Genomic DNA, 19,045 nt, shown 5'->3' on the forward strand with positions numbered 1-19,045 from the left:
GGCGTGATGATCGTGGTCCGCGTCGGGATGACGATCGTGGTGGGTTCCGTCGGGATGAGCGGCGTGACGATCGTGGTGGGTTCCGGCGTGATGATCGTGGTCCGCGTCGGGATGATGACCGTGGTGGGTTCCGTCGGGATGAGCGGCGTGACGATCGTGGTGGGTTCCGGCGTGATGATCGTGGTCCGCGTCGGGATGACGATCGTGGTGGGTTCCGTCGGGATGAGCGGCGTGACGATCGTGGTGGGTTCCGGCGTGATGATCGTGGTCCGCGTCGGGATGACCGGGACCGCAGCGGCTATCGCGGGCGTGATGACCGCGGTGGCTACGGGCGCCGCGACGACCGGGATCGCGACCGCGAGCCGATCAAGCGGCTGCCGATTCCCGAGGACGTCAGCGGCGAGGAGATCGACAAGGACGTCCGGCAGGAGCTCCAGAGCCTGCCGAAGACGCTCGCCGAGGACGTCGCCAGGAACCTCGTCATGGTGGCGCGGCTGATCGATGAGGACCCGGAGCAGGCGTACGGCTACTCGCGCGTGGCGCTGCGGCTCGCGTCGCGTGTGGCGGCGGTTCGGGAAGCAGCGGGCTTCGCCGCGTACGCCACGCAGAAGTACTCGGAGGCGCTGGCCGAGTTCAGGGCCGCGCGTCGAATGACGGGGAGCGTCGAGCTGTGGCCGGTGATGGCGGACTGCGAACGCGGTCTGGGCCGTCCCGAGCGGGCGCTGGCGATGGCCGGTGAGCCGGAGGTACAGAAGCTGGACAAGGCAGGGCAGGTCGAGATGCGCCTCGTGGCCGCGGGGGCGCGCCGTGACATGGGTCAGGTGGATGCGGCCATCGTGACCCTGCAGAGTCCCGAGCTGGCATCCAACGCCGTCCAGCCGTGGAGCGCGCGGCTGCGCTACGCGTACGCAGATGCGCTGCTGGCGGCGGGACGTGAGGGCGAGGCACGTGAGTGGTTCGCCAAGGCCGTCGAGTCCGACAAGGACGGTCAGACCGATGCGTCGGACCGTTTGGCCGAGCTCGACGGGGTCGAGTTCGTCGACGCGCTGTTCGACGACGAAGAGGTCGAAGAGGCAGTCGCGGACGTGACGGAGGACGTGGCCGAGACCGGCGGCACGGCCGAAGGCGTCGACGTGAGCACTGCTGAGCCCGATTCTGCCGCGCGGATCGACGACACGGACTCCGAGACGCACATCGGCGACGGGGACAAGGCCTGATCCGGACGGAGACCGGCATCAACTGACGGCCCGGCACCCTCGGGGTGCCGGGCCGTCACCGTTCTCTCCGCCGATGCCGGTCGGAGCGACCCGGGCCGAGGGGCGTCTCGGGGCCGGAGCACGGCAGTCGGTCGAGGACAGGGCTCCCGGCCGGTGTCGGACCCGGCCGGGAGCTCGGCCCCTCAGTCGAAGCTGAGGCTTCGCAGAACCAGTCCCGTCGCCGGTTTCGGGCCGAACGACGTCGACTTCCTGGGCATCGTGACCCCCTGCTTCGCGAGGTCCCTGACCACGTCCTCCCGTACCGGGTGCATCAGCACGGCCGTACCTCCTCGCCGCTCCGCCTGTTCGACGGCCGCCGCGGTGTCGTGGATGTAGGTGATCTCCTCGGGCGAGTCCGGGATGCGCCAGACGTGTTCGAGCAGCGTGGCGTGTAGCACTGTGGCGTCGAGCGCACGCCAGGTGTCGGGGCGGTCGGTCCTGACGGTGCGCGCCAGTAGGTCGGCGTCCGGACGGTCGAGCAGGTAGAAGCGGCCGCTGCCCGAGAGCAGGAACGCGTTGCCCTCCTCCGTGGCCTCGGCGAGGGCATCCAGGACCTTCGGGAGCGGCCCTTCGACCTCGCGCACCCGGAACAGCCCCTCGACGGCCGCGACGGCGTCAGCGACGGGGAGCCGGTTGAGGAGGCGGTGGATCGCCCGGACCTGGAGCGGGTAGCGCGCGGTGTCGATCAGCAGCACCAGGCCGTAGTCCCACGCCCCGGGCCGGGGCTGTTCGTCGCGCAGGCGCAGGTACGTCGCCCACCGGTGGTGGCCGTCCGCGATCAGGGCCTGGTGACGTGCGAGGTCCGCGGCGATCTCCGCCAGGTGCTCCGCACCGGTGACGGACCACAGGCGGTGGCTGAAACCGTCCTCCGTGGTGGTCGACAGCAACGGTGATCCGAGGATGACGCGGTCGATGACGGCGGAGGCCCCGACAGCACCGCATTCGCTGCGGTATGTCAGCAGCAGCGGTTCCAGATTGGCACCGGTGGTGCGCATCAGGGCGGTCCGGTCGGCCACCACGTGGGGCATCACGTCCTCGTGGGGGAGGACGATGCCTTCGTCGGGGGCGGACAGGGCGAGCGCGCCGATGATCCCCCGCTGGAGGAGTTCGCCCTTGCGCTGCTCGTAGACGTACAGCGCGGGCTCCGGGTCGGGGGCCAGGACGCCCTCGGCGAGCCAGCGGTCCAGGGTTGCTGCGGCTTGCTCGTGGCGGGCGGTCGGACTGGCCGCCTGGGGAAGGATCAGGCGGACGATGTTGTGCGGGTCCGCGGACTGCAGGTGGTGGAGCCCGTCTGGCCGTACGACGACGTCGTACGGGGGTGAGGTCACGGCGGCGAGACTGCCCACCCGCTCGGGGACGTAGCGCAGTCCGCGGAACGGGACCATGTGCAGACCGCCGTTGGCCTCATGACCTCTCGTCTTCATTGCTGCATCGTATGTGCCCGGGACGATGCGCGATGATCGGGGGACGAAGAGCCACGGCAGAGGAGCGACCAGCATGGGTGAGCGGGGCAGGACCAGGCCGAGCGGCAGTGCGCTGGCGTTGAGCGAGGCGTACGACACGGCCCTGCTCGATCTCGACGGGGTGGTGTACGCCGGAGGGGAGGCGATCGCGCACGCCGTGGACGCCCTCCGCGGGGCACGTGCCGGCGGGATGCACCTGGCGTACGTCACCAACAACGCCCTGCGGACCCCGGACGCGGTGGCTGTTCACCTCACCGAGCTGGGGGTTCCCGCGCAGCCGGCGGACGTCATCACGTCGGCGCAGGCGGTGGCCCGGCTCATCGCCGAACAGGTCCCCGCCGGGTCGCGGGTTCTGGTGATCGGGGGTGAGGGGTTGCGCGTCGCACTGCGCGAACGGGGTCTCACGCCGGTGGATTCGGCGGACGACGACCCGGCCGCGGTGGTGCAGGGCTACGGTGGGCCCGAGCTGCCGTGGGGGCGCCTCGCGGAGGCGTCCTACGCGGTCGCGCGCGGGGTGCCGTGGTTCGCGTCGAACACGGACCTGACGATTCCGAGCGCACGGGGCATCGCTCCGGGCAACGGTGCTGCGGTCGAGGCGGTACGGATCGCCACGGGGGCCGAGCCGCAGATCGCGGGGAAGCCGCTGCCCCCGATGCACCGGGAGACGATCCTGCGGACTGGCGCCGAGCGGCCGCTCGTGGTCGGGGACCGGCTGGACACGGACATCGAGGGCGCGATCAACGGCGGTGTGGACTCGCTGTTGGTGCTGACCGGAGTGACCGATCCGGCGCAGCTGTTGGCGGCCGGGCCGAGGCACCGACCGACGTACGTGGACGCGGATCTGCGGGGGCTGCTGACGGGGCAGCCGGAAGTGACGGGTGACGGGGGCGCGTTCGCCTGCGGCGGTTGGACGGCGGTCGTGCGGGGGGACGTGCTCGTGCTGGACGGTGACGGAGAACCGCTGGACGGACTGCGGGCGTTGTGCGCCGCGGCGTGGACGCAGGCGGGCGACGCGTACGGGACGACGGACGCGGCGAAGGCGCTGGCCCGGCTCGGCTGGTGAGCTGGAGGGGCACCCCTCCCAACGTGAGCAGGGTAGGCTAACCTAACCGAGTGTTGGTCGAGAGTCTCCCCGAGCAGAGCGCTGACCCGGCGTCCGCGGCGCCCCGGCCGCGCAGGCGCCGCGGCGTGCGGGCCGCCGGCCTGCTGCTGTCCTTCGGTGCTCTGCTGCTGGTCTGCGTCGCGAGCATCGCCATTGGTGCCAAGTCGGTTCCGGTCGGTGACGTGTGGCACGGTCTGTTCCAGTACACCGGTACGCCGAACGACGTGATCGTCCACGACGTCCGGGTGCCGCGGACGCTACTGGGTCTGTTCGTCGGTACGGCGCTCGGCCTGGCCGGCGCGGTGATGCAGGCGCTCACCCGGAATCCGCTCGCGGAGCCGGGGCTGCTCGGGGTCAACGCGGGTGCTGCCGCGGCGGTCGTCTCGGCCATCAGTTTCCTCGGCGTCACGTCCCTGACGGGGTACGTGTGGTTCGCGTTCCTGGGCGCCGGGGTGGTCTCGGTGGCGGTGTACGTCCTCGGCGGCAGTCGTGGTGCCACGCCCGTGCGCCTCGCGCTCGCCGGTACCGCCGCCACGGCCGCCCTGTACGGCTACGTCAACGCCGTCCAGTTGCTGGACCGGGCAGCCCTCGACCGGCTGCGCTTCTGGACGGTCGGGTCGCTCGCTTCGGCCGACCCGGGGACCCTCCACAAGGTCGTCCCGTTCATCGCCGCCGGAGTGGTCCTCGCGTTGCTGATCGCGAGGCCCCTGAACGCGATGGAGATGGGCGACGACACCGCGCGTGCGCTCGGCGCGCACCTGACCCGGACGCGGGCCCTCGCCATGCTCGCGGTGACGCTGCTGTGCGGCGCGGCGACGGCGGCTTGCGGTCCCATCGTCTTCATCGGGTTGATGGTTCCGCATCTGGTGCGCGCCATCACCGGCCCCGACATGCGCTGGACCCTGCCGTACGCGGCCGTGCTCTCCCCCGTGCTGCTGCTCGTCTCCGACGTGGTCGGGAGGGTCGTCGCCCGCCCGTCTGAGCTGCAGGTCGGCGTCGTCACCGCGTTCATCGGCGGGCCGGTCTTCATCTACCTCGTACGCCGCAGGAGGATGACGCAGCTGTGAGAGCCGTGAAAGCGATGCGTACCCCCGGAGGCCTCTCGGTCCGCGTCGACCCGAGGGCGGCCGTCGTCACCGTGCTGCTGGCGGCCGTCGCGCTGGCCGTGGGCGTCGTGCTCGTGGGCAGCGGGGACTTCCCCATGACGACGGGGGACGTGGTGCACACGCTCCTCGGTGAGGGCACGCCCGCGCAGGAGTTCATCGTCCAGGACATCCGGCTGCCGCGGGTACTGGTGGCCCTGCTCGTGGGTGCGGCCCTGGCGGTGGGCGGCGCGGTCTTCCAGTCGATCACCCGGAACCCGCTGGGAAGTCCGGACATGCTGGGTTTCGGACAAGGTTCGGCCGTGGGTGCGCTGATCGTGATCGTCCTGTTCCAGGGCGGCGCGTTTGCCACCTCGGCCGGTGCGATCGTGGGCGGGCTCGTCACCGGGGCCGGGGTGTACCTGCTCGCCTGGAAGCGCGGCGTGCACGGGTATCGGCTGGTCCTGGTCGGCATCGGCGTCGCCGCGATGCTCACCGGTGCGATCAACTACCTCGTGACGAAGGCCGACCTCGTCGACGCCACGCGTGCCGTGATCTGGATGACCGGTTCGCTCGACGGCCGGGACTGGAGCCAGTTCTGGCCGCTCCTCGCCGTTTGCGCCGTCCTCGTGCCCGTGTGCCTGGCGTACGGCAGACCCCTGCGGATCCTGGAGATGGGCGACGACGCGGCGCATGCGCTGGGCGTACGTGCCGAGCGGGTGCGCGCCGTCCTCATGAGCTCCGCGGTGCTGCTCACGGCAGCGGCCACGGCGGCGGCCGGCCCGATCGTCTTCGTCGCGCTCAGCGCCCCGCAGCTCGCCCGAAGACTGACCCGTTCGCCCGGCCCGAACGTCGCAGCGAGCGCGATGACCGGCTCGGCCCTGCTGCTCACCGCGGACTGGATCGCCACCTCGGCCTTCGGTGACCGTCAGCTGCCGGTGGGCGTGGTCACCGGAGTGCTCGGCGGCTGCTACCTGCTCTGGCTGCTCGTCAGCGAGCGCAGGGCGGGCCGAATATGAGCCACCGCACGCAGACCGCCACCGCAGACCCGGACCCGACCGTGCAGAACCCCAGGAGTACGTCCATGCAGCGCCTCGCCGCGGAATCGGTCACCCTCGCCTACGACCAGCGGATCATCGCCGAGCAGCTTTCGGTCGACATTCCCGACAATTCGTTCACGGTGATCGTCGGGCCCAACGCCTGTGGCAAGTCCACCCTGCTGCGCGCACTCTCGCGGATGCTGAAGCCCAACCAGGGCCGGGTGCTGCTGGACGGCCAGTCGATCCACTCGATGCCCGCCAAGAAGGTCGCGAAGGTGCTGGGCCTGCTCCCGCAATCCTCCATCGCCCCGGACGGCATCACCGTGGCCGATCTGGTGGCGCGCGGCCGCTACCCGCACCAGGGCCTGCTGCGCCAGTGGTCCCGCGACGACGAGCGGATCGTCCGGGACTCGATGGCCGCGACCGGGGTCGACGAGCTCGCCGACCGCTACGTCGACGAGCTCTCCGGCGGCCAGCGCCAGCGGGTCTGGATCGCCATGGCCCTCGCCCAGCAGACTCCGCTGCTGCTGCTCGACGAGCCCACGACGTTCCTCGACATCCAGCACCAGCTGGAGATCCTCGACCTCTGCGCCGAGCTGCACGAGGCGCAGGGGCGCACCCTCGTCGCCGTACTGCACGACCTGAACCAGGCCGCTCGCTATGCGACCCACCTGATCGCCATGCGGGGCGGGAAGATCGCCGCGGAGGGTGCCCCCGAGGACGTCGTCACGGCAGACCTCGTCGAACAGGTATTCGGGGTGCGTGTGCAGGTCATCGATGACCCCGAGACCGCGACACCGCTGGTGGTGCCGCTGTCCCGGCGTCGTGGCGGCGCGCAGCGGCTGTCCGGGACCGCTGCCGCCGACCCGGTGCCTACAACAGCGCCCTGAGCCGCAGCAGGTCGCGGAAGCCGGCCTCGAGCCTGACCCGGCCCGAGGCCCACGCCTTCGCGAAGTTCAGCTCTCCGTCGACCATGGCCACCAGGTCGTCGCCGGTCATCCCCAGTCTGATGTCCGCCTTCTGCTCGGGCGGGCCGTCCAGGGTCTGCAGCACCTCGATGCGACCGGACGAGAGCCGCCCGGTGAAGGTGACGTCCAAGTCCTTGATGTGGCAGCTCAGGGAACGGTCGAGTGCGGCCGCGCTGTGCACCTCGCCGTCCGCCCGGGCAAGATTGTCCGAAAGTCTGTCGAGTGCGCTGCGGCACTCCTCCGTGGTCGCCATCGTGATCGACGGTACCCCAGGCCTTCGCGGTAGCGTCTGGGCATGAGCGACTCGATGGAAGCGTCCGTGGCGGCGCCGGAGGGAGCCGTGCAGTCGGCGCACGCGCCGTCCGGGGCGGCGCCCGAGGAGGCCCCGCAGCCGGCCCGGGCGTACGACCCGGCGGAGCCCGCCCCGCTGGGCGTCGAGCGCGTCCCCACCGGCCGTGCCGAGGTCGACGTGCACCTGGAGCGACTGGCCGACGCCGACCACCTCCCGGCGGACGGCCACCCGGAGGTGTACGAGGATGTACACAGGGGACTGCGGGACGCGCTGACCGCGCTGGACGCACGTCCCCCGCGTCCCGACGACCCGTACGACCACAGGAGCTGAACCGAACGTGGCAGGAGTGGCACGCCGCCGACTCGACGCCGAGCTGGTACGCCGCAAGCTCGCCCGCTCGCGGGAGCACGCGAGCCAGCTGATCTCCGCGGGGCGGGTGACCGTCGGCGGCAACACCGCCACCAAGGCAGCCACGCAGGTCGAGACCAGTGCCGCGGTCGTCGTGTCCCAGGACGACAGCGACCCCGAGTACGTCTCGCGCGGCGGTCACAAGCTGGCCGGTGCGTTCGCGGCCTTCGTCCCCCGGGGGCTGAAGGTCGAGGGGCGGCGCGCGCTGGACGCGGGCGCGTCCACCGGCGGTTTCACCGACGTGCTGCTCCGCACCGGCGCGGAGCACGTCGTCGCCGTCGACGTCGGCTACGGCCAACTGGCCTGGTCCCTGCGGAGCGATGAACGCGTGACCGTCAAGGACCGTACGAACGTACGTGAGTTGACCCTGGAGACGATCGACGGGGAGGGGGTGGACCTGATCGTCGGTGATCTGTCGTTCATCCCGCTCGGTCTCGTGCTGCCCGCACTGGTGCGCTGCACCGCGCCGGGCGCCGATCTCGTCCTCATGGTCAAGCCGCAGTTCGAGGTAGGCAAGGAACGGCTGGGGAGCGGGGGAGTGGTGCGCAGCCCGGAGTTGCGCGCCGAAGCGGTGAAGACCGTGGCCCGTCAAGCCTCGGAGCTGGGCCTCGGCGTGCTCGGCGTGACCGCGAGTCCGCTGCCCGGTCCTTCCGGGAACGTCGAGTACTTTCTGTGGCTCCGGGCCGGGGCGCCGGACCTCGACCCGGCGGATGTCGATCGTGCAGTGGCGGAGGGGCCGCGTTGACCGATACGAGCACGGATGCGAACACAGTGAGCCGCACCGTATTCCTGCTGGCGCACACCGGGCGGCCCGCGGCCGTCAGGAGTGCCGAACTCGTCGTCCAGGGCCTGCTCCGCGCCGGCCTCGGGGTGCGGGTACTGGCCTTCGAGGCAGCTGATCTCCCGCTGCCGAAGGCCGTGGAGACGGTCCCGGAGGCCACGCCCGAGGTGCTTGACGGCTGTGAGCTGCTGATCGTCCTCGGAGGTGACGGGACGCTGCTGCGGGGGGCGGAGTTCGCCCGCGCGTCCGGGGTCCCGATGCTCGGGGTCAACCTCGGCCGGGTCGGCTTCCTCGCCGAGGCCGAGCGCGACGACCTCGACAAGGTCGTGGACCGGGTCGTCACCCGGTCGTACGAGGTCGAGGAGCGCATGACCATCGACGTGGCGGTGCGCCGCAACGGTGACGTCGTCCATCGGGACTGGGCGCTCAACGAGGCCGCCGTCCAGAAGGTCTCGCCCGAGCGGATGCTCGAGGTGGTCCTGGAGATCGACGGGCGGCCGGTGACGGGGTTCGGGTGCGACGGCATCGTCTGTGCGACTCCCACCGGGTCGACGGCGTACGCCTTCTCCGCGGGCGGCCCCGTGGTGTGGCCGGAGGTCGAGGCCCTGTTGATGGTGCCGATCAGTGCGCACGCCCTGTTCGCGAAGCCGCTGGTCACCTCGCCGACCTCGGTGCTCGCGGTGGAGGTGCAGCCGAACACGCCGCACGGCGTGTTGTGGTGCGACGGACGCCGGGCGATCGAGCTGCCGCCCGCAGCCCGCGTGGAGGTGCGGCGCGGCGCCGTGCCCGTTCGGCTCGCCAGGCTCCACCACGCCTCGTTCACGGACCGTCTCGTGGCGAAGTTCGCGCTTCCGGTCTCGGGCTGGCGGGGCGCGCCGCACTGAGCCGTTCCGTGGGTGCCGCGGGCGCGGGACGAGCCCTCGGCACCGGGTCGGTGGCGGGCCCCGCGACGACGGACCGTACGGCTCCGTTTCCAGCCGTCCAGGCCGCGGCCGCCCCCGTGCGGGGCCCTGCGTGCCCCGACCCGGGCGGGGGAATCCTCCCTTGCGCAAAGCTGACGGCCCACCGCTGCGACCTGCGGCTCCGCGTCCGCGGGGCGGGGGCCGTCGCACGGCCGGTCCGCGACCTCGTAAGGTCTTCCCCGTGTTGGAGGAGATGCGGATACGGTCGCTCGGGGTCATTGACGACGCCGTCGTGGAGCTGTCGCCCGGTTTCACCGCGGTGACCGGTGAGACGGGCGCCGGCAAGACCATGGTCGTCACCAGCCTGGGGTTGCTGCTCGGCGGACGCGCCGACCCGGCCCTGGTCCGGGTCGGCGCCAAGTCGGCCGTCGTGGAGGGCAGGGTCAGCGTGCCGCCCGGCGCCCCCGCGGCCGTCCGGGCCGAGGAGGCCGGTGCCGAGCTCGACGACGGTGCGCTGCTGATCAGCCGGACCGTCTCCGCCGAAGGACGTTCGCGCGCCCATCTCGGCGGGCGTTCCGTCCCCGTCGGCATGCTGACGGAACTGGCCGACGAACTCGTCGCCGTACACGGCCAGACCGACCAGCAGGGGCTCCTCAAGGCGTCCCGCCAGCGGCAGGCCCTCGACCGCTACGCGGGTGATGCGGTCGCCGCCCCGCACGCCACCTACCTCGCCGCGTACCGCCGGCTCGAGGCCGTGTCCGCCGAGCACGCCGAACTGACCGTCCGGGCCCGTGAGCGCGCCCAGGAAGCCGACCTGCTCCGCTTCGGACTGAACGAGATCGCCGCAGTGGAGCCGCGCGCCGGCGAGGACGTGGAACTGGCCGCCGAGGCCGAGCGGCTCGGCCATGCCGAATCCCTGGCCTCGGCGGCGTCCACCGCGCACGCCGCGCTCGCCGGGAACCCGGAGGACCCCGAGGGCGTGGACGCGACCACGCTCGTCGCGGGCGCCGGACGGGCCCTGGAGGCCGTTCGCGCCCACGACCCGTCCCTCGCCTCGCTCGCCGACCGGATGGGGGAGGTCTCCATCCTGCTCGCCGACGTCGCGGGCGACCTCGCGGGGTACGCCGACGACCTCGACGCCGATCCGCTGCGGCTGGCCGCGGTCGAGGAGCGGCGCGCCGCCCTCAGTACGCTCACCCGGAAGTACGGCGAGGACATCAGCGCGGTGTTGGCCTGGGCCGAGGAGAGTGCCGCCCGGCTCACCGAGCTCGAGGGCGACGACGACCGGATCGGCGAGCTGACGACGGAACGCGATGCCCTGCGCGTCGAACTCTCCGCCCTGGCACAGGCCCTGACCGACGCCCGTACGGAGGCGGCGTCCCGTTTCGCGGAGGCCGTGACCGCGGAGCTCGCGTCGTTGGCCATGCCGCACGCGCGGGTGACCATCGACGTGCGGCAGTCGGAGGATCCGGAGGGGATCGACGTCGGCGGCCGACGCGTCGCGTACGGGGCGTCCGGCACGGACGAGGTCGAGTTGCTGCTCGCCCCGCATCCCGGCGCACAGCCGCGGCCGATCGCCAAGGGGGCGTCCGGCGGTGAGCTGTCCCGGGTGATGCTCGCGGTGGAGGTCGTCTTCGCGGGGACCAACCCGGTGCCCACCTACTTGTTCGACGAGGTCGACGCGGGCGTCGGCGGAAAGGCCGCGGTCGAGATCGGTCGGCGGCTGGCGAAGCTCGCGAAGAGTGCCCAAGTGGTGGTCGTCACGCACCTTCCGCAGGTGGCGGCTTTCGCGGACCGGCAGTTGTTGGTGGAGAAGACGAACGACGGGTCGGTGACGCGGTCCGGGGTCACCGTGCTGGAGGGCGAGGACCGGGTGCGGGAACTGTCCCGAATGCTCGCCGGGCAGGAGGACTCCCAGACCGCACGGGCTCACGCGGAGGAACTGCTCGCGACGGCTCGGGCCGAGGTCTAGCGGGCGGCCGGACCAGCGGCTCGGCCCCGCCGTCACGGACGGGGCACTGAGCCGGGCGCCGGCGAGGACGACCGTGCGCGGGTGGCGGCGCGCGGGCCGAGCACCGGCGGCCGGCACCCCGCCCGTGCCGCCCGTGCCGCCCGTGACGGTGCCGGGTGTGCCCGCGGCCGGTGCGGCGACGCCGCCGGCCGCTGCCGGATCGAACCCGTCCCAGCGGAGTGGATCCCGCCCGGCGTTAGGGTGCCGGTCATGTTGGCGACGAGGAAGCCGGGCCGGGCGGCGACGTGCGCCGTCGCCGTGGCAGTGACGCGCGTGGTGTACGGCGCACTGAAGGCGCGCACCAAGGGAAGTGCGCGGTGGGAACGCTCCAACTACGCCGGGCGCACGGTCGACTTGTGCGCCGGGCCCGCCGTCACGGCGGGGGCGGCCGCGGGGGCGTTGGTCGCCGGTGCGCCCGCTGCTGCGTTCGCCGTGCTGGTGGCCGGGGCGTGCGGGGCGTACGACGACGTCGCGGGCGACGACAGACGCGGCTTCGGGGCCCACCTGGGAGCCCTGCGCAGCGGGGAAGTCACCAGCGGCGCCGTGAAGTTGATCGGCATCGGGGCGGCGGGGCTCCTCGCGGGGGCCGTGATGGAGGAACGGCCCCTCGACAAGGTGCTCGCCGGTGTCGTGATCGCGGGCGCCGCACACGCGGTGAATCTCGTCGACGTCGGTCCCGGGCGGGCAAGCCTCGGCGTACTCGGACTGGGACTGCCGGGGCTGCTGCAGGGCCCGCTCGCCGCCGCGCCGGTCGGGGCCGCGGTCGTCGTCACTCCGGACGACCTCGGCGAGAGCACCATGCTCGGCGATGCCGGCGCGCACGCGCTCGGGGCAGCGCTCGGCGCGGCCGTCGTCGCCGGGAACGGCCGTGCGGGGCTGTTGGCGCACGCTGCCGCGCTGACGGTGGCCGCGGTGTGCGGCGACCGCGTCACCGAACTCGCGCGCTCACCCATGTGAGTGATCTGAGCGGTGGAGTTGCGGCATACGACACGGGAAGGACGTTCCGGCGGTGCCGGAACGTGCGTACGGACTGGCATCCTTGGCGCGTGACACAGCTGCGTACGGTCCAGGTCCTGGGCGGCGGCAGCGCGGGCAGCAGCGCTCACGTCAGGTCACTGGCCGCCGGGCTGGTGGCGCGGGGGGTGCAGGTGACCGTGTGCGCCCCCGCGCACCTCGAGTGCGACTACGGCTACCTCGGCGTCGGTGCGCGCTTCGTGCCCGTGCCGTGGCGCAGCGCCCCCGCCACCATCGGGGCGCTGCGGGCCGTGTGCGCCGGGGCGGACGTCGTCCACGCGCACGGGTTGCACCCCGCCGTTCGCACCGCCCTCGCCCTCGGCGGCCGGCACGTACCACTCGTCGTCACCTGGCACACCCGGTCGCACGCCGCGGGAGCGCGCGGGCAGTTGCTGCGCATGCTGGAGCGGCGGACGGCACGATCGGCCGCCGTGGTGCTCGGCACGTCTTCGGAACTCGTCGACCGGGCACGCCGCCGGGGAGCCCGCGACGCCCGTCTCGCGCCGGTGTCGCTGCCGCCGCGCCGCCGCAGCCCCCACGAGAACAAGACGAGGGTCGAACTGGGCGCGGTCGACCGGCCGTTGCTGGTGGCCGTAGGCCGGCTCGAACCGGACCGCGGGTACGGGACGCTGCTCGACGCGGCCCACGAGTGGCTCGCCGTCGATCCCGTACCCCTCGTCGTGATCGCGGGGGAGGGCCAGGAGCGGGCCCGGCTGCAGCGGCGCATCGACACGGAGGGGCTGCCCGTGCGGCTCGTCGGCCGCCGTGACGACGTTGGCGACGTCCTGGCGGCAGCGGACCTGGCGCTGCTCCCCAGTCGCTGGGAGGCCCGTTCGCTGCTCGCCCAAGAGGCGTTGGGCCTCGGCGTCCCGCTCGTCGCCACCCGGGTGGGCGGTGTCCCCGAGCTCGTCGGCGACGCCGCCGAACTCGTCCCGTACGGGGAACCGGAGGCCCTCGCCGCCGCAGTCACCCGGCTGTTGGCGGAGCCGGAGCGTCGCGCCCGACTCGCCGCCGCGGGGATCGCGCAGGCGGCCACCTGGCCGACGGAGGACGAGACCGTCGCCCAGGTGCTGAGCATCTACGACGAGTTCACCCAGCCGATCCGGCCCCGTACGTCCTGACGGGTGCACGGTGCGCCGCGCGGCCGGGGAAGCGGGCAGCGGCCCTGCTCCGGCAGTGGCCGGGGCGTGCGCCGTTGCCGGTGTTGACGGGCCACGGCAGTCGCACCGCCTGGCACGGCGCCGCCCACGGCGTGCGGCGGATCGTCCGCCGTGTTCCGGTGCAGGCGTCCGCCAGGGGCGCGCCGGAAGCGCCGGCGGCGGCTTGTACCCGCGGTGACCGTTGCCCGGTGCCCCACCCCGTCACGGCGTGTGGCGGCGGGCACGCAGGGCCAGCGAGAGGGCGAGGACCGTCTGCGGATCGTCCAGGTCCGTGCCGAGCAGTTCGGAGATGCGGGCCAACCGGTTGTACAGCGTCTGGCGGTTGAGGTGCAGTTCGCGGGCCGTCTCCGCCTTGCGGCCCGCATGGGCGAGATACGTCTGCAGCGTGGGCAGCAGCGGAGGGCGTGACGTGCGGTCGTGTTCCAACAGCGGGCCGATGGCGCGCTCCACGAAGGCCGCCAGGTCGGGATGGTCCCGTAGCCGCCACAACAACAGGTCGATGTCCAGGCGTCGCGCGTCGTACCAGGGCCGTTCGGACAGCCCCTGCGCGGCCGTTGCGGTTTCCGCGGCGTGGCGCAGGCCCGCTGAGACGGCTGCCCACCCGCCAGCGGCGGCGACGACGACCACCGGCGGATGCGCTCCGGCCCGCTCCAGGCCCGCACGCGCGACCCCGGCCCGCAGGGCCGCGGCGACCCGGTCGGCGACGGCGGTCCGCTCGGACTCCGCGCGCAGCCCCAGCAGCAGCGGCACCCTGCCCTCGACCGGCCGTACACCGAGCAGGACGGGCACGCCGACGGAGGAGAGCTCCTCCAGCACCGCACGGGCCAGCAGCGACCAGTTCCCCGACGGCGACAGTTCGGGAGCCAGCCGCATCACGATCGGCAGCAGCGGGCCGTCACCCGGCCTGAAACCGAGCACCTTCGCTTGCGCAGGGGCGTCCTCCGCCGCTATCCGGCCCTCAGCGAGGTCGGTCAGGAAGTCGCCGCGCCCGCGGGCCGCCAGCTCCTCCTCCTGACGAGCCTGCATGAGGACCACGGCCAGCACTCCGGCCGCACGCTCCGCGGCCATCCGGTGCACCGGGAGCAAGGGCGACGACACGGCCAGCAGGACCAGCCGGGCACGCACGGACCCGGTGCCGTGCTCCCTCCCGGCCGTCGACCCGGGGGACCCCCAACCAGGCACGTCGACGAGCACCGCCCCGGCCGGTGGGCCGGCTTCCCGCGCAGCGCGCTGGCCCCGCAACCCCTCCCACACCTGCAGAGGATCGGCCGCGGCCTGGCCCGACTCCGTCTCCGCCGCGTACAGCAGCTGCCCGTCCGCCGTTTCCAGGAAGACTGGATTTGCCGTGAAATCCGCGAGGATCCTCAGCACTTGGGGGATGCCGCCGCCGCCGAGCAGTGCCTGTGTGCACCGTCGGTGCACCTCCTCGGCGCGCTGCAACAGGGCGTAGTGGCCGTTGACGATCTCGGTGTGGACCTCCTCCGTCACGGACACGAACGCAACCTCGCGGTGCAGCTGGATCAGCGGGAGCCCGACGGACCTGGCTGCCTCGACGAGGGTGGCCGGCAGCCGGGTGAAGCGGGGTCCGAGCTCCACCACGAGCGCCGCGATCCCGCGATCCGCGAGCCTGCGGACGAACTCCCGCTGCTCGCCGGGCCTGCTCCCGAGGCCGAGGCCGGTGGTGAGCAGCAGTTCGCCGCCTTTGAGCAGGGACGCGATGTTCGGCGCTTCGCCGGCGTGCACCCAGCGCACCGTCCGGTTCAGCCGGTCGGCACAGGCCACCACCTCGGGGAGCCCGCTGCGGAGCCCGGGCAGTTCCAGAGCCCGTTGAACGGTGATCCCGCCCTGTGTTTCCAAGGGTGCCTCGTGTTGCCTCTCGCCTTTGGTAATGCGGGGACGCTACCTGGGCGACTGATCGAAGGACAACCGTCACGCCGGCTTGATGTTGTGGTTCAGCCTGAAGACGTTGTCCGGGTCGTACTGCGCCTTCACCTCGGCCAACCGCCGGTAGTTGTGGGCGCCGAATCCGGCGATGACCCGTTCGTCGCCCTCCGACCCGATGAAGTTGAGGTAGACCATGCCGAGCGACCAGGGGTCGACATCGGTCCGGACGTCGCGGACCCATTGCCTTCCGCGCTCGTCGTCGGCGGGGTCGCTCCAGATCGCGAAGGGGTGCACGGCCCACTGCGCATCCCGCCACGGCAGCGGGTAGTCCGAGTCGTCCCGGCCGAGCGCACCGCCCATGGGGAAGATGATGTGCTGCGAGTTCGAGGGCACGATCATCGTCTCGGCGCGTGCGCAGAACACGTCCACGGCCTCGTCCGGCAGGGCGTCGAGGTACTCGGCCGACCAGTAGTTCCGCAATCCCGGCGGGTCGTCGAGCATGCACTGCAGATCCGCGTACGGCATCTCGGTGATGACCTCCGCCTCGTGGCCGAGGTCCAGCAGCGGTGCCGCCGCCCTGCGCATGGCCGGCTCGGTGCCCGTGAAGGTGATCAGCACCGCGCACACCGCCCGCCCCACCAGATGTTCCGGGACGAAGTCGTCGGGTGAGCCGGTGAGGTAGAGGAAGCCCCCGCCGACGTCGTCCGGCGCGGCGGCGAGCAGGTCCCGGTAGACGGGGAGTACCGCGGGCCCCCTCTCGGCGGGCCAGAGCAGCAGGGCGATCGCCAGATGGGGCAGGGGGTGCAGGCGCAGCGTCATGGAGGTGGCGACGCCGAAGTTGCCGCCGCCGCCGTGCAGTGCCCAGAACAGTTCGGGGTTCTCGTCGGCGCTCGCACGGACCTGCGTCCCGTCCGCGGTCACGAGGTCGACGGAAACGAGGTTGTCGCAGGCGAGTCCGAACTTCCGTTCCAACCAGCCGGATCCGCCACCCAGGGTGAACCCGCCGAGCCCGGTCGTCGAGGCCCGGCCGCCGGTGGTCGCCAAGGAGAAGGGCTGGGTGGCGCGGTCCAGGTGGCTCATGGTGGCTCCGCCACCGACCCGGGCCGTGCGGGCCTCGGGATCCACCGTGACCGCGTGCATCCTCCGCAGGTCGATGACGAGCCCACCGTCGTTGACGGCCAGGCCGGCGACGCTGTGGCCGCCCCCGCGGACGGCCACCTCCAGCTCCTGCTCCCGGCCGAAGTGCACGGCGGCGGCCACGTCCGCCGCCGACTCGCACTGCGCGATCACCGCAGGACGCCGGTCGATCATCGCGTTGAAGATCGACCGGGCTTCGTCGTACCCCGCGTCACGCGGGGTGATGGCGTCGCCGGCCAGGGCTTCGCGGAGTTCCTCCAGGGCCCGCACCGCTATGTCTTGGGGCGCCATGATGCCCCCTTCCGAGGGCGCGACAGGACGTTCCCATCGTAGTCCGGGGTCCTCAGCCCTACCCGCCGTAGGCACCGGAGGCGGTCAGCCGCAGTGCCGTGTCGATCAACGGCACATGGCTGAACGCCTGCGGAAAGTTGCCCACCTGACGCTGTAGCCGCGGGTCCCATTCCTCGGCGAGCAGGCCCAGGTCGTTGCGGAGCGACAGCAGCTTCTCGAAGAGGCGCCGGGCCTCGTCCACCCTGCCGATCATCGCCAGGTCGTCGGCGAGCCAGAACGAGCAGGCGAGGAAGGCGCCCTCGTCGCCCTCGAGGCCGTCGACCCCGGCTTCGTCCCCCGCGGTGGGGTAGCGCAGCACGAAGCCGTCCGGCGTGGACAGCTCGCGCTGGATCGCCTCGATCGTGCCGATGACGCGCTTGTCGTCCGGGGGCAGGAAGCCCATCTGCGGGATCAGCAGCAGCGAGGCGTCCAGCTCCTTGGACCCGTAGGACTGGGTGAAGGTGTTGCGCTCCTTGTCGTAGCCCTTCTCGCAGACGTCGCGGTGGATGTCGTCGCGCAGCTCGCGCCAACGCTCCAGGGGGCCGTCCGCGTCACCCGACTCGATCAGCTTGATGGTGCGGTCGACGGCGACCCAGGCCATCACCTTGGAGTGCACGAAGTGGCGGCGCGGGCCGCGCACCTCCCAGATGCCCTCGTCCGGCTGGTCCCAGTGGTTCTCCAGGTAGCTGATCAGCTTGAGCTGGAGCACGGAGGCGTAGTCGTTGCGCGACAGGCCGGTCATGTGGGCCAGGTGCAGGGCCTCGGTGACCTCGCCGTAGACGTCGAGCTGCAGTTGGTTGGCCGCGCCGTTGCCGACCCGTACCGGAGCCGAGTTCTCATAGCCCGGCAGCCAGTCGAGTTCGGCCTCGCCGAGTTCGCGCTCGCCCGCGATGCCGTACATGATCTGCAGGTTCTCCGGGTCCCCGGCGACGGCGCGCAGCAGCCACTCGCGCCAGGCCCGGGCCTCTTCGCGGTAGCCGGTGCGCAGCAGCGAGGAGAGGGTGATCGCCGCGTCCCGCAGCCAGGTGTAGCGGTAGTCCCAGTTCCGCACGCCGCCGATCTCCTCCGGCAACGAGGTGGTCGGCGCCGCGACGATCCCGCCGGTCGGCGCGTACGTCAGCGCCTTCAGGGTGATCAGGGAGCGGACCACCGACTCCCGGTAGGGGCCGTGGTAGGTGCAGTGCTCGACCCACTCGCGCCAGAACTCGGCGGTGGCGTCCAGCGCGCCCTCGGGGTCGGGGAGCGCCGGCGGCTGGTGGTGCGAGGGCTGCCAGCTGATCGTGAAGGCGAGCCGGTCGCCCGGCGCGATGGTGAAGTCGGAGTACGTCGTCAGGTCCTCGCCGTACGTTTCCGCCGGCGTGTCCAGCCACACCGAGTCCGGGCCCGCGACCGCGACCGTACGGCTGTCGACCTTGTGGACCCACGGGACGACGCGGCCGTAGGAGAACCGCATGCGCAGCGCCGACCGCATCGGGACGCGGCCGCTGACGCCTTCCACGATCCGGATCAGCTGGGGGGCACCGTCACGGGGCGGCATGAAATCGGTCACACGGACCGTGCCGCGCGGTGTGTCCCACTCCGACTCCAGGACCAGCGAGTCCCCCCGGTACCGGCGCCGGTCGGCCGTCGGCGGCTCGGCACCGTCGGGATACGCAGGCCCGAGGCGCCAGAAGCCGTGCTCCTCGGTGCCGAGGAGCCCGGCGAAGACGGCGTGCGAGTCGAAGCGGGGCAGGCACAGCCAGTCGACCGTGCCGTCCCGGCAGACCAGGGCAGCGGTCTGCATGTCTCCGATGAGTGCGTAGTCCTCGATGCGCCCGGCCAATGGATCTCCAGTCGAACGGCCACGTTCCGCCCTGCGTGGCACTTACTGCGGTCAAGGGTGTCAATGGGGTCGTTGACGAGCTCTTGTTCCGGGAGAAGGGCGGGGGTGGTGCCGATCGCCGGCCTGGCTCGGCAGCGAGATTCAGAATCAAGTGTCCGAGCAGGATACGACGCACCCCGGTGATCCGCGCGACGCTCTCGGCAATCCGGCACCACCGAACGGGTGAGCGGCGAGCGGGCCCGGAGAAGCCCGTGATGGCCATGATGCCCTGTGTGGCCGGAAGCAGTCTCCCCCCGTCACTGTTACCCTGGTAGCCCGTGGACCGGTGGGCGTACGAACCCCCGAACCGCAGCGACGGCACCCCCGGGAAATCTCCTGATCTCCGCAGCGGGA

At 72.3% G+C, this 19,045-nt stretch carries 16 protein-coding genes and 1 pseudogene; 12 read left to right on the forward strand and 5 right to left on the reverse strand.

Going from position 1 to position 19,045, the window contains the following annotated elements; genetic code table 11:
• Both ACFXOM_RS10695 and ACFXOM_RS10700 read left to right on the forward strand, forming a co-directional pair.
• Positions 1-498, forward strand: a pseudogene (locus ACFXOM_RS10695) (hypothetical protein); the annotation flags it as partial.
• Positions 483-1,217, forward strand: a complete 735-nt coding sequence (locus ACFXOM_RS10700; protein WP_385037681.1) for a hypothetical protein — start codon at positions 483-485, stop codon at positions 1,215-1,217. The pseudogene ACFXOM_RS10695 and the gene ACFXOM_RS10700, both read left to right, overlap by 16 nt.
• A 182-nt stretch (positions 1,218-1,399) precedes the next feature.
• On the opposite strand, the gene ACFXOM_RS10705 is transcribed toward ACFXOM_RS10700, so the two are convergent.
• Entirely contained in the window at positions 1,400-2,680 is a 1,281-nt protein-coding gene (locus ACFXOM_RS10705; RefSeq protein ID WP_384940496.1) for a DUF1015 domain-containing protein, read from the reverse strand.
• A 73-nt stretch (positions 2,681-2,753) separates the two neighbouring features.
• On the opposite strand from ACFXOM_RS10705, the gene ACFXOM_RS10710 reads away from it, so the two are divergent.
• From ACFXOM_RS10710 to ACFXOM_RS10725, 4 genes are all read left to right on the forward strand, one after another.
• Positions 2,754-3,782 carry an HAD-IIA family hydrolase gene (locus ACFXOM_RS10710; protein ID WP_384940494.1) on the forward strand — a complete coding sequence of 343 codons (1,029 nt, stop codon included), beginning with the start codon at positions 2,754-2,756 and terminating at the stop codon, positions 3,780-3,782.
• 50 nt (positions 3,783-3,832) lie between these two features.
• On the forward strand, positions 3,833-4,888 hold the full coding sequence (locus tag ACFXOM_RS10715) for a FecCD family ABC transporter permease (RefSeq protein WP_384940492.1): 1,056 nt from the start codon (positions 3,833-3,835) through the stop codon (positions 4,886-4,888).
• Positions 4,889-4,902: 14 nt separating this feature from the next.
• Complete coding sequence (locus ACFXOM_RS10720) at positions 4,903-5,922, forward strand: FecCD family ABC transporter permease (RefSeq protein WP_384940513.1); 1,020 nt, start codon at positions 4,903-4,905, stop codon at positions 5,920-5,922.
• 65 nt (positions 5,923-5,987) lie between these two features.
• Positions 5,988-6,833 (forward strand): ABC transporter ATP-binding protein, encoded by an 846-nt coding sequence (locus ACFXOM_RS10725; protein WP_384940511.1) that lies wholly within the window; start codon positions 5,988-5,990, stop codon positions 6,831-6,833.
• Here the strand turns inward: ACFXOM_RS10725 and ACFXOM_RS10730 are convergent.
• Positions 6,817-7,164, reverse strand: a complete 348-nt coding sequence (locus tag ACFXOM_RS10730) for an SCP2 sterol-binding domain-containing protein (RefSeq protein ID WP_384940490.1) — start codon at positions 7,162-7,164, stop codon at positions 6,817-6,819. The genes ACFXOM_RS10725 and ACFXOM_RS10730 overlap by 17 nt on opposite strands.
• 42 nt (positions 7,165-7,206) lie before the next feature.
• Between ACFXOM_RS10730 and ACFXOM_RS10735 the strand changes: the two genes are divergently transcribed.
• The 6 genes from ACFXOM_RS10735 to ACFXOM_RS10760 all read left to right on the forward strand — a co-directional run bounded on the left by ACFXOM_RS10735 (position 7,207) and on the right by ACFXOM_RS10760 (position 13,440).
• The gene (locus tag ACFXOM_RS10735) at positions 7,207-7,533 is read left to right on the forward strand and encodes a hypothetical protein (protein ID WP_384940488.1); all 327 of its coding nucleotides are present in this window, start codon (positions 7,207-7,209) and stop codon (positions 7,531-7,533) included.
• Between the two features lie 7 nt (positions 7,534-7,540).
• Positions 7,541-8,356 (forward strand): TlyA family RNA methyltransferase, encoded by an 816-nt coding sequence (locus tag ACFXOM_RS10740; protein ID WP_384940486.1) that lies wholly within the window; start codon positions 7,541-7,543, stop codon positions 8,354-8,356.
• Complete coding sequence (locus ACFXOM_RS10745) at positions 8,353-9,276, forward strand: NAD kinase (RefSeq protein WP_384940484.1); 924 nt, start codon at positions 8,353-8,355, stop codon at positions 9,274-9,276. The genes ACFXOM_RS10740 and ACFXOM_RS10745 overlap by 4 nt, the downstream gene beginning before the upstream one ends.
• A gap of 271 nt (positions 9,277-9,547) precedes the next feature.
• Positions 9,548-11,266, forward strand: coding sequence for a DNA repair protein RecN (recN, locus tag ACFXOM_RS10750; RefSeq protein ID WP_384940509.1), 1,719 nt, complete (start codon positions 9,548-9,550; stop codon positions 11,264-11,266).
• Between the two features lie 249 nt (positions 11,267-11,515).
• On the forward strand, positions 11,516-12,262 hold the full coding sequence (locus ACFXOM_RS10755; RefSeq protein ID WP_385037684.1) for a hypothetical protein: 747 nt from the start codon (positions 11,516-11,518) through the stop codon (positions 12,260-12,262).
• Positions 12,263-12,351: 89 nt separating this feature from the next.
• Positions 12,352-13,440: a glycosyltransferase family 4 protein gene (locus ACFXOM_RS10760; RefSeq protein ID WP_384940480.1), complete on the forward strand. Its 1,089-nt coding sequence runs from the start codon at positions 12,352-12,354 to the stop codon at positions 13,438-13,440.
• Between the two features lie 240 nt (positions 13,441-13,680).
• Here the strand turns inward: ACFXOM_RS10760 and ACFXOM_RS10765 are convergent, their stop codons facing one another.
• From ACFXOM_RS10765 to ACFXOM_RS10775, 3 genes are all read right to left on the reverse strand, one after another.
• Positions 13,681-15,336, reverse strand: a complete 1,656-nt coding sequence (locus ACFXOM_RS10765) for a PucR family transcriptional regulator (RefSeq protein WP_384940478.1) — start codon at positions 15,334-15,336, stop codon at positions 13,681-13,683.
• 72 nt (positions 15,337-15,408) lie between these two features.
• A complete protein-coding gene (locus tag ACFXOM_RS10770) occupies positions 15,409-16,791 on the reverse strand; it encodes an FAD-binding oxidoreductase (protein ID WP_385037686.1) in 1,383 nt (460 codons plus the stop codon).
• Positions 16,792-16,849: 58 nt separating this feature from the next.
• Positions 16,850-18,652 carry a glycoside hydrolase family 15 protein gene (locus ACFXOM_RS10775; RefSeq protein WP_384940474.1) on the reverse strand — a complete coding sequence of 601 codons (1,803 nt, stop codon included), beginning with the start codon at positions 18,650-18,652 and terminating at the stop codon, positions 16,850-16,852.
• Between the last annotated feature and the right edge of the window lie 393 nt (positions 18,653-19,045).

Source organism: Streptomyces sp. NPDC059169 (genome assembly GCF_042755225.1).
Taxonomy (GTDB): Bacteria; Actinomycetota; Actinomycetes; order Streptomycetales; family Streptomycetaceae; genus Streptomyces.